The sequence below is a fragment of the Collinsella sp. wc0529 genome, assembly GCF_046116875.1.
In the GTDB taxonomy this organism is placed as follows: domain Bacteria; phylum Actinomycetota; class Coriobacteriia; order Coriobacteriales; family Coriobacteriaceae; genus Collinsella.
In genome coordinates this window covers 220559-235865 of the sequence record NZ_JBJXBO010000002.1, presented here as the reverse complement: position 1 = coordinate 235865, position 15307 = coordinate 220559, and the positions used below count along the sequence as shown (strand labels likewise).

The 15307-nt window shown below is 60.6% G+C and carries 14 protein-coding genes and 2 tRNA genes; 1 reads left to right on the top strand and 15 read right to left on the bottom strand.

Annotated features, from left to right (window positions below; all coding sequences use genetic code 11):
* Positions 1 to 114: 114 nt before the first annotated feature.
* The 8 genes from ACKUTP_RS07615 to ACKUTP_RS07580 all read right to left on the bottom strand — a co-directional run bounded on the left by ACKUTP_RS07615 (position 115) and on the right by ACKUTP_RS07580 (position 8751).
* Positions 115 to 191 (bottom strand) — tRNA-Glu (locus ACKUTP_RS07615).
* Between the two features lie 22 nt (positions 192 to 213).
* A tRNA-Glu gene (locus ACKUTP_RS07610) sits at positions 214 to 290 on the bottom strand.
* A 127-nt stretch (positions 291 to 417) separates the two neighbouring features.
* Positions 418 to 1812, bottom strand: coding sequence for a CCA tRNA nucleotidyltransferase (locus tag ACKUTP_RS07605; protein ID WP_409063983.1), 1395 nt, complete (start codon positions 1810 to 1812; stop codon positions 418 to 420).
* A 160-nt stretch (positions 1813 to 1972) separates the two neighbouring features.
* Positions 1973 to 2905 (bottom strand): 1-phosphofructokinase family hexose kinase, encoded by a 933-nt coding sequence (locus ACKUTP_RS07600; protein ID WP_409063982.1) that lies wholly within the window; start codon positions 2903 to 2905, stop codon positions 1973 to 1975.
* A gap of 188 nt (positions 2906 to 3093) precedes the next feature.
* Positions 3094 to 4026: a 1-phosphofructokinase family hexose kinase gene (locus tag ACKUTP_RS07595; RefSeq protein ID WP_006233969.1), complete on the bottom strand. Its 933-nt coding sequence runs from the start codon at positions 4024 to 4026 to the stop codon at positions 3094 to 3096.
* A gap of 74 nt (positions 4027 to 4100) precedes the next feature.
* Positions 4101 to 5804, bottom strand: a complete 1704-nt coding sequence (gene ptsP, locus ACKUTP_RS07590) for a phosphoenolpyruvate--protein phosphotransferase (RefSeq protein ID WP_409063981.1) — start codon at positions 5802 to 5804, stop codon at positions 4101 to 4103.
* Between the two features lie 133 nt (positions 5805 to 5937).
* Complete coding sequence (locus tag ACKUTP_RS07585) at positions 5938 to 6201, bottom strand: HPr family phosphocarrier protein (RefSeq protein WP_022094575.1); 264 nt, start codon at positions 6199 to 6201, stop codon at positions 5938 to 5940.
* A gap of 546 nt (positions 6202 to 6747) precedes the next feature.
* Positions 6748 to 8751: a fructose-specific PTS transporter subunit EIIC gene (locus ACKUTP_RS07580; protein WP_409063980.1), complete on the bottom strand. Its 2004-nt coding sequence runs from the start codon at positions 8749 to 8751 to the stop codon at positions 6748 to 6750.
* A 270-nt stretch (positions 8752 to 9021) separates the two neighbouring features.
* Here ACKUTP_RS07580 and ACKUTP_RS07575 point away from each other — a divergent pair, with 270 nt between their 5' ends.
* Entirely contained in the window at positions 9022 to 9879 is an 858-nt protein-coding gene (locus ACKUTP_RS07575; RefSeq protein ID WP_409063979.1) for a MurR/RpiR family transcriptional regulator, read from the top strand.
* 220 nt (positions 9880 to 10099) lie between these two features.
* On the opposite strand, the gene ACKUTP_RS07570 is transcribed toward ACKUTP_RS07575, so the two are convergent.
* The 7 genes from ACKUTP_RS07570 to efp are packed head-to-tail and all read right to left on the bottom strand — an operon-like array spanning position 10100 to position 15194.
* Positions 10100 to 11728 carry a DNA repair protein RecN gene (locus ACKUTP_RS07570; RefSeq protein WP_409063978.1) on the bottom strand — a complete coding sequence of 543 codons (1629 nt, stop codon included), beginning with the start codon at positions 11726 to 11728 and terminating at the stop codon, positions 10100 to 10102.
* Complete coding sequence (locus ACKUTP_RS07565; RefSeq protein ID WP_409063977.1) at positions 11718 to 12578, bottom strand: NAD(+)/NADH kinase; 861 nt, start codon at positions 12576 to 12578, stop codon at positions 11718 to 11720. Before ACKUTP_RS07565 ends, ACKUTP_RS07570 begins: the two co-directional genes overlap by 11 nt.
* The gene (locus ACKUTP_RS07560) at positions 12575 to 13378 is read right to left on the bottom strand and encodes a TlyA family RNA methyltransferase (protein ID WP_409064226.1); all 804 of its coding nucleotides are present in this window, start codon (positions 13376 to 13378) and stop codon (positions 12575 to 12577) included. Before ACKUTP_RS07560 ends, ACKUTP_RS07565 begins: the two co-directional genes overlap by 4 nt.
* Positions 13379 to 13413: 35 nt before the next feature.
* Positions 13414 to 13653, bottom strand: coding sequence for an exodeoxyribonuclease VII small subunit (locus ACKUTP_RS07555; protein ID WP_006233978.1), 240 nt, complete (start codon positions 13651 to 13653; stop codon positions 13414 to 13416).
* A gap of 2 nt (positions 13654 to 13655) precedes the next feature.
* On the bottom strand, positions 13656 to 14240 hold the full coding sequence (gene nusB, locus ACKUTP_RS07550; RefSeq protein ID WP_271743532.1) for a transcription antitermination factor NusB: 585 nt from the start codon (positions 14238 to 14240) through the stop codon (positions 13656 to 13658).
* A 3-nt stretch (positions 14241 to 14243) separates the two neighbouring features.
* The gene (locus ACKUTP_RS07545) at positions 14244 to 14606 is read right to left on the bottom strand and encodes an Asp23/Gls24 family envelope stress response protein (RefSeq protein WP_006233982.1); all 363 of its coding nucleotides are present in this window, start codon (positions 14604 to 14606) and stop codon (positions 14244 to 14246) included.
* 24 nt (positions 14607 to 14630) lie between these two features.
* Positions 14631 to 15194, bottom strand: coding sequence for an elongation factor P (efp, locus tag ACKUTP_RS07540; RefSeq protein ID WP_006233983.1), 564 nt, complete (start codon positions 15192 to 15194; stop codon positions 14631 to 14633).
* Positions 15195 to 15307 lie beyond the last annotated feature (113 nt).

The window sequence follows — 15307 nt, the reverse complement described above, 5'->3', positions numbered from 1 at the left end:
GTACCCGTAAGGGCCATAGGCAGAACGCAAAGCTCTGGTTCAAACGGGAATTGCAGACGGTTGTTTGAAAATAAAAAACCCGACCTTCCATGGGAAGGCCGGGTATCAGATGTATGGTAGCCCGTACCAGATTCGAACTGGTGATCTCCGCCTTGAGAGGGCGGCGTCCTAAACCGCTAGACGAACGGGCCATAAGCCTCAGCAGAAAAGAAGTGGTAGCCCGTACCAGATTCGAACTGGTGATCTCCGCCTTGAGAGGGCGGCGTCCTAAACCGCTAGACGAACGGGCCACATGACATCTGCACTGCCGTGCTGCGAGGATATATATTACGGGACAAAAAACGTCAGCGCAAGAAGAAATTCCAAATTGCCCAAATTTTGTCGGCAGGTTATGGAACACGAAGGTAAACTGGGTAGCTAATTCAAGTTGAGATGGACCAAAAGAGCTTCGCGCTCGTTGGGAATATTGTCTTCGATCACGGCGTCGAGGGCGGAGTTGAGAAGCTGACCCAGTTCCGGCCCGGGCTTGACTCCGGCACGGATCAGGTCGCCGCCGTTGATGGCGAGCATCTTGAGCGTATGGGGCTCCCCTGCCTTCAGCAGCTCGTGCGCCAGCGCGCGCATCTCCTCAATCGTCTCAACGTAATAGAAGCACGATGGGGCCTTGCCAAGCGTGTCAGCACGCTTGAGGTCCATGAACTCGTCAATCAGGCGGGCCGTGTCGACGCCCTCACCCGAAAGCGCGCGCATCATATTGAGCAGGCAGGAGCGCTCGGGACGCAGCGGCTTATCGTGATATTTGATGAGCAGGCAAACGTCGCGCACCAGGTCGTGCGAGAGTGCCAGGCGATCCATAATGACGCGCGCTTTCTTGGCGCCGAGCTCGGGATGACCGTAGAAGTGTCCGCTGCCGGCGTGATCGACCGTAAAGCACTCGGGCTTGGAGACATCGTGCAAAAACGCCGCCCACATAAGGCTCGACGATGGCGCGACGCCGTCGCACAGCGCCAGCTCCCCTGCCACCGTCAGCACACGGGCGATATGCTCGTAGACGTTAAACGCATGATAGACACTGCGCTGATCAAACCCGCGACCCGCTGCCAACTCGGGCACAGCGGCGCAGATGAGCTCAGGGTAGCGCAACATGGCGTCTCCCCCGTGACCGGTCGAAAGAATGCCCTCGAGCTCAATACCCACACGCTCGCGCGCTACGGCATCGAGCAGCGGCGCGCACTCGGCAAGCGCACGCTTGGTCTCGGGCTCAATCATAAAGTCCAGGCGGCAGGCAAAGCGCACCGCGCGCAGCATGCGCAGGGCGTCCTCGTTAAAGCGACGCCTGGGATCGCCGACGGCGCGAATCAGCTTGCGCTCCAAGTCACCCTGGCCGTCGTAGCGGTCGACAAGCCCGCGCTCGGGATGCCAGGCCATGGCGTTGACGGTAAAGTCGCGGCGCGCCAGATCGTCCTCGAGCGAGGCGGCGCGCTCGACGCTCTGAGGATGGCGCCCATCGGTATAGAAGCCATCCAGACGGTACGTGGTGACCTCGATACGCTCGCCATCGGAAATAGCCGTGATTCCGCCAAATTTAATGCCCGACTCCACAACCACGATGCCGGCGGCCTCGAGCGCCGCCTTGGACTCCTGCCACAGGCCGCTACAGCACATATCAACATCGTGGCTGGGGCACCCCATCAGGGCGTCGCGCACCCAACCGCCCACGTACCAAGCCTCAAGACCAGCCGCCTCAAGCGCGCGCAGGACGCGTAGGGACGCATCGGACGGTTGTGTACCGTTGAGCGAAACATTGCACATGCCTATGGCCTCCTGCACTTGTGAGCGTTAATCGATGGTTCTCAAGAAGTCTAACAAGAAACAGCCTCCACTGCACACGCAAGTCCGATAAACAAAAACGCATCCGTCCTAGTCTAAGACGGATGCGAAATAATCAAACTATTCAGACAAGGTGCCGGAACTAGCAGACCTGGCGAACCTCGATGTGCTTCTTATATTCGTCCACCTTGGCAAAATCACCCAAACCAGGGCACTCGACCACGTTGGCGCCAGTGGCCATCGAAAGGCGCAGGGCGTCCTCGACGCGCTCGGGGGCGTCGTGCCACACGGACAGGAAGGCAGCGAGCGAGGAATCGCCGGCACACACCGTCGACAGCAGCTTGACGTCGAAGGTGCGGTTAGCAAACCAGATGTGCTTGCCGTTGGAGAAGTACGCACCGGCGCCGCCGAGGGTCAGCAGCACGTTCTTGGCGCCCTTGGCATGAAGCTCAGCCATTGCGCCCTTGACGGACTCATCGTCGCCACCGCTCACCTTAATGCCAAAGATGTCAAGCAGCTCGTCGTCATTGGGCTTGATCAGCAGCGGCTCCATGGCAATGAGGTCTGCCAGCTGATGGCTCGAGATGTCTAGGACGAACTCGGCCCCCTTGGCCTTGACGCGGCGAAGGACCTCGGCCAGGAAGCCCTCGGAAGTCTTGGGAGGCAGCGAGCCGCTGATGACCAGGCAGGTCATGTCATCGAGCGAATCGATGAGCTCAAACATCTCCTGCTCGTTGGCCTCGTTGATGGCGGCACCGGCGTTGACCATGTTGTACTCCGTGTCGGGGCCGGCATTGAGGAACACGTTGACGCGCGTGATGCCGTCGGTCCACACGGGCTTGACGGGCACGCCCAGGGCCTCGGCGCCCTTAACGATAAACTCGCCCGAGAAGCCGGCGAAGAAACCCAGGATCGTGGTGTCGACACCGTAGTGGTCAAGCGTAAACGAGACATTGAGGCCCTTGCCGTTGGGCGTGTAGACGGCGTTGCGGGTACGCGTGACGGTGTTGGCAGCAAGACGGTCACAGGCGATGTTGTAGTCAATGGCGGGATTTGCAGTGAGCGTGTAAATCATGAATGTTCCTTTCACGAAGCAACGTGTTAATGAAAGTATATTCCACGCATCGATAAAAGGCTAGGGCAACTCGGTGAACGGTGTGGAAGCGATGAAGTACGGCGGGACACCTCTCCCCCGTGGCGGAACAAAAAGGCGCCCCGGCCGAAACCGGGGCGCCGCATGCGCACGAATATGTCGCGTTTCGATTACTGACGATCGAGCTTGCGGACGGCAACGCGCTTGCTGTACTCGTCGACGTGACCAAAGTCGCCAATGCCGACGGACTCGGCAACGTTGGCGCCGGTGGCCATAGCGAGCTTCATGGCCTCCTCGACGTTGTCGCGATCCCTGTACCACTTGTGCAGGAACGCAGCGAGGGTGCAGTCGCCGGCGCAGACAGAAGAAACCAGCTTGATGTTGAACTCACGCTTGGCGTACCAGATGTCCTCGCCGTTGGAGAAGTAAGCGTCGCCGCGGCTACCACGGGTGAGCAGCACGTTCTGAACGCCAGCGTCGTGAGCCATCTTCATGGCAACGCGAACCTCGTCGTCGGTGTCGACCGGCACGCCGAAGATGGCCTTCATCTCGTGATGGTTCGGCTTGATGAGCAGCGGCTTCTTGTGAGCGAGCTCCTTGAGCTTGTCGGAGGACAGGTCCAGGACGACGTCGGCGCCACGAGCCTGAGCGTGCTCCATGACCTGAGCCAGGAAGTCGGGCGTAGCTTTGGGAGGCACGGAGCCGGAGACGATCAGGCACTCAAGATCGCCCGCGGTGTCCAGGATGTTGTAGAGCTCCTCCTGGTGCTGCGGCGTAATCGGGGCGCCGGGGTTCAGGATGCCGTACTCGTGCTGGCCATCGTTGACGTAGGTGTTGATGCGCGTGATACCGTCGGTCCAGACCGGGCGGCACAGGCAACCCAGGTTCATGACCTCCTCGACGATAAACTTGCCCGTGAAGCCGGCGAAGAAGCCGAGCGCGACGGTGTCGACGCCCATCTTCTTAAAGGCGAAGGACACGTCGAGGCCCTTGCCGTTGGCCGTGTAGCTGGCCGAGCCGGTGCGGACGTTCTCGTCGGGCTCGAGCGGAGAGCTCGAAACCGTCATGTCGACAGCCGGGTTAGCGGTTAGCGTGTAGAACATTTACAGTACCCCCTGTATATGTGAGGGCCGCGTGGCCGGCCCATTCCAACCACGCGGTTACCTCTGATACCAAATTAGCGAGCTGCGGTCTCGAGCAGTGCCTTGACCTCGGCAGCGGTGTTGCAGGCGAGCGCCTTCTCGGCGAGCTCGTCGCACTCGGCCTTGGTCCACTGGCTGATGGTCTTGCGGGCGCGCAGGATGGACGGAGCGCTCATCGAGAACTCCTCCAGGCCCCAGCTGATCAGCAGCGGCTCGAGCAGCGGATCGGCAGCGGCCTCGCCGCACATACCGACCATGATGCCGGCCTTCACACCGCTCTCGATGATGTTCTTGAGCGAGCGGAGCACGGCGGGATAGTACACCTGGTACAGGTTGGAGATGGTGTCGTTGCCACGGTCGGCGCACATGGTGTAGCCGATCAGGTCGTTGGTGCCGATGGAGAAGAAGTCGGCGACCTCGGCCAGACGGTCTGCGAGCAGCGAAGCGGCGGGCGTCTCGACCATGATGCCGACCTCGATGTTCTCGTTGAACTTGCGACCCTCTTCGGTCAGCTCGGCCTTGCACTGCTCGACGAGCTCCTTGACGGCCAAGACCTCCTCGACGCAGGTGACGAGCGGGATCATGATCTTGACGTCACCGAAGGCGCTAGCGCGCAGCAGAGCGCGGAGCTGGACCTTGTACTGGTCGGGATTGGCCAGGCAGTAACGCACGGCGCGGAAGCCCATGAAGGGGTTATCTTCCTTGACCATGTGCAGATACGGAATCTCCTTGTCGCCACCCACATCGAGCGTGCGGATGATGACCGGAGCGCCCTTGAGCGCGCTGGCGACCTTACGGTAGGCGTTGAACTGCTCCTCCTCGGAAGGAAGCTCAGCGGAGTCCATGAACAGGAACTCGGAGCGGAACAGACCGATGGCCTCGGCGTCGTGATCGAGCGCGTTGGGAACGTCATCGGGGTTACCGATGTTGCAGGCGATGATCTTCTTGATGCCATCGGCAGTCACGGACGGCTTGCCACGGAAGGCCTCGAGGGCTGCCTTCTCGGCAGCGAAGGCCTCGGCCTTGGCGGTGTAGGCAGCGAGCGTCTCCTCGTCGGGATCGGCCTCGACGATACCCTTGCCGCCGTCGACGACAACGGTCATACCGTTGCGCAGCGCGGTGCAGCTGTTGGAAACCGAAAGGACAGCCGGGATCTCGAGGGCGCGCGCAATGATCGCGGAGTGCGACGTGCGGCCACCGGTCTCGGTGACGATACCGGCAACGTGGGCCTTATCGATCGTGGCGGTCATGGACGGCGTAAGGTCGTGCACGACAACGACGGTGTTCTCGGGCAGGACAGAGAGGTCGACGACCTCCTTGCCCAGCAGCTCGGCCAGAATACCGGTGCGGATGTCGGCGATGTCGGCCGCGCGCAGACGGAACATCTCGTCGTCCATGGACAGGAACATGTTCTCGAACATGGTCGAGGTGTCCATGAGCGCCTGCTCGGCGCAGGTACCGCCGTCAATGGCGGCGTTGATGGCGTCGGTCATGCCCGGGTCCTGAGCCAGGACAATGTGTCCGCTCATGATCTCGGCCTCGGCCTCGCCCACCGTCTCCTTCATGTGGTCGGCCTGAGCCTGGGTCTTCTCGCAGAAGACCGAAAGAGCGGACTGATAGCGCTCCTTCTCTGCTGCCGAATCAGCAACCTCGTGCGGCTCAAACGTCAAGTCGGGATCGACGGCGACCATGACGGTGCCGATACCGATGCCCTCGGAAGCGTTGACTCCCTGATACATTCCCATTCCTCTCTCCGTGTCATGTGATAAAGCGTTTTGCCATATCCATGACAAAAGAGCGCAGCTACCTTGCAACAGGTCACTGCGCCCCCAAATATGAACTTAGTTGTTCAACATGCGACCCGTTTGAGTTCTACTCGCCAAGACCGCTCTTGATGAGCTCGATGGCAGCAGCCAGAGCCTCGGCCTCGTCAGCGCCGTCGCACTTGACCTCGACCTCGGTACCGCAGGGGATACCAGCAGCCATGAGGGCCATCGGGGACTTACCGTTGACCTCCTTCTCGGGGGTGACGACAGTCACGTCGCAGGCGTACTTGCCCATGGTGGAGGCGAAGAGGCCGGCCGGACGCATGTGAAGACCCTGCGGATTGACGAGGGTAGCCTTCTCAGAAACCATAATTGACTCCTTTTTTGTGTTTAACCCCTGTCATGCATGCGGCAGGAGTCAGATTCACGACGTTGTTTATATTAACTCACATCAAACTGTTTTTCATTATGTTTCGCACGAATTGTTGGACAGATGTGTTTGTCGTCCGCTTGCTCGCCCACAGGGGGCCGGGCGTGGCCAGTGAGATTTCCTGCTCTACAGTCCTGCTCGCACGAAGAGCACATTAAGTGCTCTTCGGCTCGTGCGGAACTCGCGATAAATCTCGCAGGCCGCGCCCGGCCCCCTGTGGGCGAGCAAGCTGCGGAAACTCAGTCGGTCCAGAGCAATATCGTGCGAACGGAATTCTGGCTGATTTTTGTTCGCCTGGTTGAACTAGTTGAAGGGGCCTATCTGTACCCTTTTGTAAGTTGCGGTGAAATAGGGACTGAATTTGGGGTTGAATCGTTTACACAGTCCCTATTTCACCGCAACTTATTTGGGGATGAAAAAGGCGGAGGCCCTGGAGAGGGTCTCCGCCTTTGTTACAAGGGGCGATGTTATTCGCGTACCGTGGAATTAGACCAGGCGGGCGTTGATCGTCTTGGCGATCTCGGCGGCGTCGGTGGAACCCTTGACGGTGGCACGGAAGTCCTCGTCCATGAGCGCCTCGGCGACCTTGGACAGGATCTTGAGGTGCGTGGTGCCAGCCTGAGCGCCCGGGATGAGCAGGGCAATGGCAACGTTGACGGGAGCGCCGTCCATGGTGTCCCAACCGGTCACGCCAGAGTCGTCCTTGACGACGATGACGGCAGCCTCGGTGATGGCGTCGGACTTGGCATGCGGAATAGCGAAGCCCTCCATCATGCCCGTGGTGCCCTCGGCCTCGCGGGCCAGGAAGGCGTTCATAACGGCGTCGGCGTCGCCGGCGATACCGGCCTTGACGGCCTGGTTGGAAACAAAGCTCAAGGCCTCGTCACGAGAAGCGAAGTCCTCGGCGACAAAGACGTTCTCGACCTTCACGAAGTCGGAAGCCTCGGCCTTGGGGGCCTCGACGGCAGCGGCCTTGGGGGCCTCAACCGGCTTGGCTGCAGGAGCGGCCTTATGGTTCTTCTCGAAGTCGTACTTCTTGAAGGCCACGAACAGGATGCCACCGATCACGGCGCCGATGAGGATAGCGAGGACCCACAGCGGACCGTTCTCGACAACGGGCAGGACCAGGAAGCCACCGTGGGGCGCCGGATCATGAACGTTGAACATGATGGTCAGGATCGAAGCGATGGAGGAACCGAGCATCATGATGGGCATGACGGGCCAGATGTTCTTGGTCATGAACGGAATGGCGCCCTCGGTGATGTGGGTGCAACCAAGGATGAGGTTGACGACACCGGCGTCGTGATCCTCCTGGCTGAAGTACTTCTTGCCGACAACGACGGCGAAGGTGGTGATCAGCGGCGGAACGATGCAGGCGGCGGAGACGGCAGCCATGAAGTTGGTGCCGAAGTTGTAGGTGTCGGTACCGACACCGGCGGCCAGAGCCTCGGTGAGCATAGCGGTACCGGTGACGTAAGCAGCCTTGTTGACCGGGCCACCCATGTCAAAGGCGCACATGCAGCCGATGGCAAGACCCAGGACAACGGCGCCAGAGGCGGACAGGCCCTTGAGGAAGTCCATCATGGCGGTGTTGATGGCAGCCATGGGGCCGGAGATGCCGAGCATGACCAGGCCGACGATAGCCGTCGAGAACAGCGGGTACAGGAAGATAGCCTTGAGGCCGTCCAGGTTCTTGGGCAGACCGGCAAAGACCTTCTCGAGCAGCAGGATGACATAGCCAGCGAGGAAGCCGCCGACGATGCCGCCCAGGAAGCCAAAGCCCACGCCGGCGCCACCGGCGTCGATCATGCCGGTATCGGCGTTAACAGGCAAGCCCTGGATGGCGATCATGCCGGCGACGAAACCGGGGACGAGCGCCGGACGCTTGCCGATAGACTCGGCGATGTAAGCGGAGAGCACCGGAACCATGAGGTTCATGGCAATGCCGCCGATGATCTTGAGCATAGCGGCAAAGGTGTTGTAGTCGGCAGCCGTCGAATCGAAGGACGTGATGCCCCACAGGAACGAGACGGCGGTCAGAACACCACCGGCGACGACGAAGACCAGCATGTGGCTGACGCCATTCATGAGGTGCTTGTAGATGACGTGGCCGATGGACTCCTTCTCCTCGACCTCGTCCTCGACATCGGCAGCAGCCGCAACCGAGTCGTCGCCCTTGGCGGCGAGCGCGCGGTCGATCAGCTTACCGGCAGCCTCGACGGACAGGGCCTTGGAAACACCAACGGAAACCATGGGCTTACCGGCGAAACGCTCAGCCTGGACATCCTTATCGGCTGCGACGACGACGGCCTTGGCACCGGCGATCTCGCTCTTGGTGAGCTCGTTCTCGACACCGACCTGGCCATGAGTCTCGACCTTAATGGTCAGACCTCGCTCGGCAGCTGCCTTCTCCAGCGCCTCCTTCGCCATGAAGGTGTGCGCGATGCCGGTCGGGCAACCGGTCGCGGCGATGATGTCAAACTTAGCCATGTGTCCCTCCTTCTTGAGTACAGCGCCCGCGGGCGCTCCCCTATACGCGCTTCAATGCGCGTTTTTCCACACTTGAAAGATACCAACCTACCGTCCGCGTGAGAAGAGACAAGACGCAATTCTCCGGTGAAAGGTTCTTTCATAACCGTAAACGGTAAGTGAAAGTTTACCATCAACACTTGAAACGGCAAGGTGTATCTTGTAATTGAAATACCCGTATACTACGGCATTAAAAACGAGTCCGATTTTCATGCCAACCAGGAGCCATCCATGACCGATAGCAGCAAGAGCGCGCTCTCCCTTATTAGCACGCACAAAGGGTACAGCGAGTCCGAGCAGCGCATTGTCGACTATATCCTAGAGCACCAGTCCGAGGCGCCGCGCCTTACGGCCGCCCAGCTCTCACGAGCCGCTGCAACGTCCGAGGCGACGGTTTCGCGCTTTTGCCGCAAGCTGGGCTTTGGCAGCTTCCGCAGTTTTCAGTTTTCGTTGGCGCGCGACTTGGAGAGTCAGCGCAACGAGGGCCTAACCGACGAGGTCTCGCTCGACAACATGGAGCAGAGCCTTAAAAATATCCTCGCCGCTAAGGTGAGCGAGCTTAATGCGACCATTGATGGCATTGATCACGACACGTTGGCCGCAGTTGTGCACGCACTTAAGAATGCCGGCGTTATTGAGTTCGCCGCCGTGGGCAATACGAACGCAGTCGCGCTGGATGCGACATTTAAGTTTTCGCAGCTGGGCCTGCGCTGTATGGCGAGCACCATCAGCGAGACATCAATCGGCTTTGCGCTCACGTTACGCCCCGGCGACGTTATCGTGCTAATCTCGAACTCCGGCAAGTCGCGCCGTTTGAATCGCATGGCAAAAGCGGCTCGCGACTGCGGTGCCACCGTGGTCGTCATCAGCAGCGACAGCAAGTCTCCACTTGCGCGCCTCGCCGACTACACCTTTAATACCGTCAATCACGAGGCACTGCTGACAACGGGCGACTTCGCGTTCTCCAAGATGAGCGCAACGATGATCATCGAGGTTATCTACAACTTCCTGCTGCCCGAAATCGAGGACGCGCGCGAGCATATCAGCTACTACGAGGAGCTCATCCAGCCGGATAAGGTCGTGGAGTAGACATTTTGGGAGCCGATAAACGCCACTCGCCACGAAACCGGCCTATCTACTACGTTTTATCCGTATGGACCAACCACATACCGAAAATAGAGAAAACCGCAGGCGTTCTACCTGCGGTTTTCTTTTTGCAATTCTTGACGTGGTTGCCGATAGCCTATCAAACGTAGTAGATGGGCCGGTTTCGTGGCGGCAGGGTCGGACATGCATGTGGCGGCTCGGCCTAAGCACGCGCTTCTTCGAGCATCTGCTTTGCGTGGGCCAAGCTTGCCTCGGATTGATCGCCGCTCAGCATACGGGCGATCTCTGCGGTGCGGGCATCGCCGGTCACCTCGTCCAGGTGCGTTTGAGGAACGTCGCCGGGCTCTTTACTGACCACGTAATGCTTGTCGGCCATGACGGCGACCTGCGCCAGGTGCGTTACGACAATGACCTGATGCGTGGCGGCAAGATCGGCCAGTACACCGGCCAGCGCACGGGCGGTGGAGCCGCCGACACCGGCATCGACCTCGTCGAACACCAGGGTATCCACACCATCCGCGTTGCCAAGGACAACCTTGCTCGCCAGCATAACGCGGCTCAGCTCGCCGCCCGACGCAATGCGGCGCAGGGGGCGCGGCGTCAATCCGGCACCGCTGCGATACAAAAGCTCATAGCTTGAAGGCCCCGCCGGTGTCCACTCGGCACGCGGAAGATCGCGCGACTCCCAGACGAGCTCGGCGCCGCCCATCTCCAGGCGCGCCATCTGACGGCCAACCTCGTGACAAAAGCGCGGGGCAGCGGTGTTCCGCGCGCGCTTAAGCGCCTTGGCGGCAGCAAAGAGCTCGCGTTCAGCCGCACCAAGCGCTTCGCGCGCCTTCTTGATTTGCTCATCACCATCGTCTACCAGCGACAACAGCTCTTGCGAGCGATCGCGCATGGCAAACACGTCGTCCATGGTGGGACCCCACTGACGCAGCAGGCCCTTGAGGTCGGAATACCGCTCGCGCATGCGAGCGAGCTCGCGAGGGTCAAACGCAACGCCATCGCGATAAGCACGCAGCTCATTGGCGCAATCCTCGAGTGAGATGCAGGCATCCGAAAGTGCGTCGGCGATGTCACCGAGCTTGCGGTCAACGGTCGCCATGCGTGAAAGCTCAGCCACGGCGCCATTCACGGCATCGAGCGCTCCCCCTTCGGCAGCAAGCGATGCATGGGCCTCGTTGGCCGTCGCCACCAAGACCTCGGCGTGCTCCGAGCGCGGCAGCAGCTCCTCGAGTTCCTCGTACTCACCTGGCTTGGGGTCGACCTCGGCGATACGCTCGAGGGCAAAACGTGCTTCCTCGACGCGACTCCCCTGCGCGCGTGAAGCTTCCTCCACACGGCGAAGCTCCTTGGCGGCCGCTCGCGAAGCCTTAAAGCAGGTGCGATACTTCTCGAGCGCCTCAAGCGCCGCGCGCCCAGCCCAGGCATCGACCATGGCAACATGATGCGCCGGGTCGAGCAGACGCTGATGCTCGTGCTGGCCGCACAGATCCATCATCACGCCGACGCGCTCCGAAAGCTCACGCACGCTGGCGATGCGGCCGTCAATTTTTACGCGGCTGCGGCCCTCGGCAGAAAGGCTGCGCTGTACGGTAAAGCCCTCCGTGTCGTGCGGGCCGTCGAACAGACGCGCCTCGACGCTGGCAAGCACCTCGCCCTCGCGAACTGTCGACGAATCGGCGCGCTCGCCCAAAATGAGCTTGAGCGCCGAGAGCAGCGCGGTCTTACCGGCACCGGTCTCGCCGGTCAGAACCGTTAGACCAGCGCTCGGAACCAACGTCGCCTCGCGAATGAGAGCAATGTTAGAAACCTGCAGCTCATCGATCATGACGCACTCCATAGAACACGCGGCTCACCGAGTTATAGAAGCTCTCGGGACCGTAATCGAGCAGCAGCACATCGCCGGGACCGCGACGCACAGCCACGCTCTCGACCGTGCCGTCGCAGGTAATAAACTGTCCGTCGATGGCGATGGCCGGAACGCTTGGGCGATCATCGGACATAAAGATTTCGACAACATCGCTCGGCGAGGTCAAGAAGGCGCGAGCTTGAATGGTATGCGGAGCAATCGGTACACAGACCATGCCCGTGTAATCGGGGCTGACGATAGGGCCGCCGGCGCTCAGCGCATAGCCGGTGGAGCCGGTCGCCGTCGACACGACGACACCGTCACCGCGCAGGCGATCGATATGATGGCCGGACACCGTGATGTCAAACTCGACCATATCGGACAGGGGCCCGCGCGTAAGCGCCATGTCGTTGAGGGCGAACGAACGCACGACATCCTTCGTGCCGTCATCGCGCACCGAGACGATATCCGCGGCGATGGTGGCGCGGCGGCTCACGTGGAGCTCACCGGACAGGGCATCGCTCACAACCTGCAAAATATCGCGTTCCTCGGGACTGGCCGCCGTCAAAAAGCCCAGGTGACCATAGGAAAGCCCCAAAATGGGAATCTCACGGTAATTGAGGATACGGGCGGCGCGCAGCAACGTGCCGTCGCCGCCGAGCGTAATGACCAGGTCGGCATCGTCAACATCGGGCGTGCTCTGAATCTTGGAGCGCTGGTCGGCAGCCCATGCGACCTCATAGCCTTGGCGCGAAAGCCAAAGCTCGAGCATCAGGCCGCTCTCGACCGCCTCTTGCTTGTAGTAATTGGGAACCAGAAAGACCTTCATAGCGTTGCAGCTTTCTCGCTCAAAACCGATACCTGGGATTGCAGCTCATCGTCGGTGCGTTCACCGAGAGCAAACCTCGTACCGTAAAGGAAAAACTCAACGTTTCCCTTGGCACCATGAATGGGCGACACGCACACATCGACCGGGAACAGGCCCTTGGCAGCAAAGAGTTCAACCGCCGCCACGAGTGTATCGTGGCGCACGGCGGGATCGGTCACAATGCCGCCCTCGCCCACCAGCGCCGCCGGAGCCTCAAACTGCGGCTTTACGAGCGTACAGAATGCACCCGTAGGAGTCAGACACGCCAGTACCGCATCGATAATGTTCGCGATGCTGGTAAACGAGACATCACACACAGCCAGGTCGATGGCGCCGGCATAGCCAAGCTCAGGCAGCTGCGTCACGTTTGTGCGCTCATGCAGCATCACGCGATCGTCCTGACGCAACGACCAATCGAACTGGGCGCGACCCACGTCCACAGAGACAACGGTCGCAGCTCCGCGCTTGAGCAGGCAATCGGTAAAACCGCCGGTAGAGCAGCCCACATCCAAACAGGCAAGGGCCGTCGGATTGATGCCAAACGCATCAAGCGCGCCTTCGAGCTTAAGACCACCGCGGCCAACATAGGGAATGCGCCCCTTCACGTGCAGCGGCAGCCCCGGGATCACCTTAAGGCCCGGCGAAGTCAAGCGCTCACCGCCACTCGAGACCAAGCCGGCCATAAGAGTGCGAAGGGCATCCGCGCGATCGGCGCAGATGCCCTGTGAAATCAGTTCGTCATCAAGACGCACGCGTTTCATGAATGCCATCAACCATTCGTATCCGGAGATGCGGCCTAGCTATCCTGGGATTCGTTTGCCGCATCCTCATCATATTCCTGCTCGAGCTTGTCGGCCTCACGCGGCGTCAGCTCAAACTTGTCGACCATATCGACCGCGCGGGAGCCCAGCTCAATCGCTTCGTCAAACAGATCGAGTGAACGCTCCAAGGACGTATCCTTGGAGCGAACGGTAGCGATGATCTGGTCCAGACGGTCCGAGATCTCGTCGAAGTTGCGGACGGAACCCTCTGGCATGGCTACTCCTCGACGGAGTCGACAACAGCCTCGGCGGCGTCCGCATCCTCGGCCAGCACGCCAGCCTCAGCCTGGGCAACCGCAACCTTGGCGGCAGCCTCGGCAGCCTGTGCCTCCTCACGAGCGCGATCTTCGGCCAGCAGCTCTTGATACAGGTCCTCGCCCGGCAGCTCCTCGCTGCGAGCGATCTTGCCCAGCACGCCGTTGACGAACGACGCGGACTGGTCGGTGCCATAGGCCTTGGCAAGCTCGACGGCCTCGTTGATTACGATGGCGTCCGAGACCTCCTCGTCGGTGAGGAAACGCATCTCGTAAACGGCGATACGCAGCAGATTGCGGTCGGCGCCGGGCATGCGCATAAGATCCCAGTTCTTGGCAACGGAGCGCAGAGCGCAGTCGATGCGATCGATATGCTCATAGGCACCGCGGCACAGCTCCAGCGCATAGGGATCGAGGGGACCCTTCGAGATCAGGAAATCGCCCTCGAGGACGCGCTCGAGCGGGCTGTCCGTGGCCTCGGCCTGGAACAGCAGCTGCAGCGCCTGACTGCGGGCAAGCGTACGCCCGCGATAAACCTTAAGGCTCAAAGGTTACTCCTTGGGGAAAACGAGACCGTCGATGCAAACGTCAACGCGCTCGACCTCGACGCCCACCTGAGCATCGATGGCGGCGACCACGGCGGCGCGAACGGCCTCGGCGAGTTTCTTGAACGGATAGCCAAAGAACACCACGACACGCACGGTGAGTGCGAGCTTGTCGCCAACGACCTCGGCCTCGACCGCCGGCTCGGAAGCCGGGGCCTTAGACGAAAGCATCATGGAGACAAGGTTGGTGGCAAGGTCCTTGACGCCAACGGAGGCGATGCCCTCGACATCCGACACGGCGCGCGAGACGATGGCGGTCAGAACATCGGGCGAAATGCCGATGCCGTCAATCTTGATTTCCTGGGGCATGAGTCCTCCTAGAAGAGTTGGTTGCTAGACGCGGGAGACGAACTTGCCGTCGCGGGTGTCAACCTTGATGACCTCGCCCTCGTTGAGGTACATGGGGACCTGGATGACAGCGCCGGTGTCGATCGTGGCCGGCTTGGTGGAACCCTGGACGGTGTCGCCCTTAAAGCCCGGGTCGGTCTGGACGATGGTGGTCTCGATGAACATCGGCGGGGTCACGCCCATAAGCTCATCGTCGGCGAAGAGCAGCTGGCAGATGTCGTTCTCGCGCAGCCACTTGGAGTTCTCGCCCACCATGTCCTCGGGAACGGGAACCTGCTCATAGGACTCGTTGTCCATGAAGATGTAGTCGGTGCCATCGTTGTAGAGGTACTGGAACTCACGGGTGGTGAGCATGACGCTCTCGAACTTGGTGCCGGCGTTGCAGGTGTTCTCGACGACGCGGCCGCTCTTGATGTCGCGGGTCTTGTAGCGCACAAACGCGCCGCCCTTGCCCGGCTTGACATGCTGGAACTCGACGATGGTGTAGACCTTGTCCTTGATGCGGAGACCGAGGCCGTTCTTGAAGTCGGCGGTAGAAATGGTAGGCATAGCGACCTTTCTTGTTATGGGCAGAACGCACAAGCGTCCAAATTACATACGACCGAAATTATACACTTGCAGACGGCGCCTGCAGCGAGCGCATAAAAAGAGAACGCGGGGCG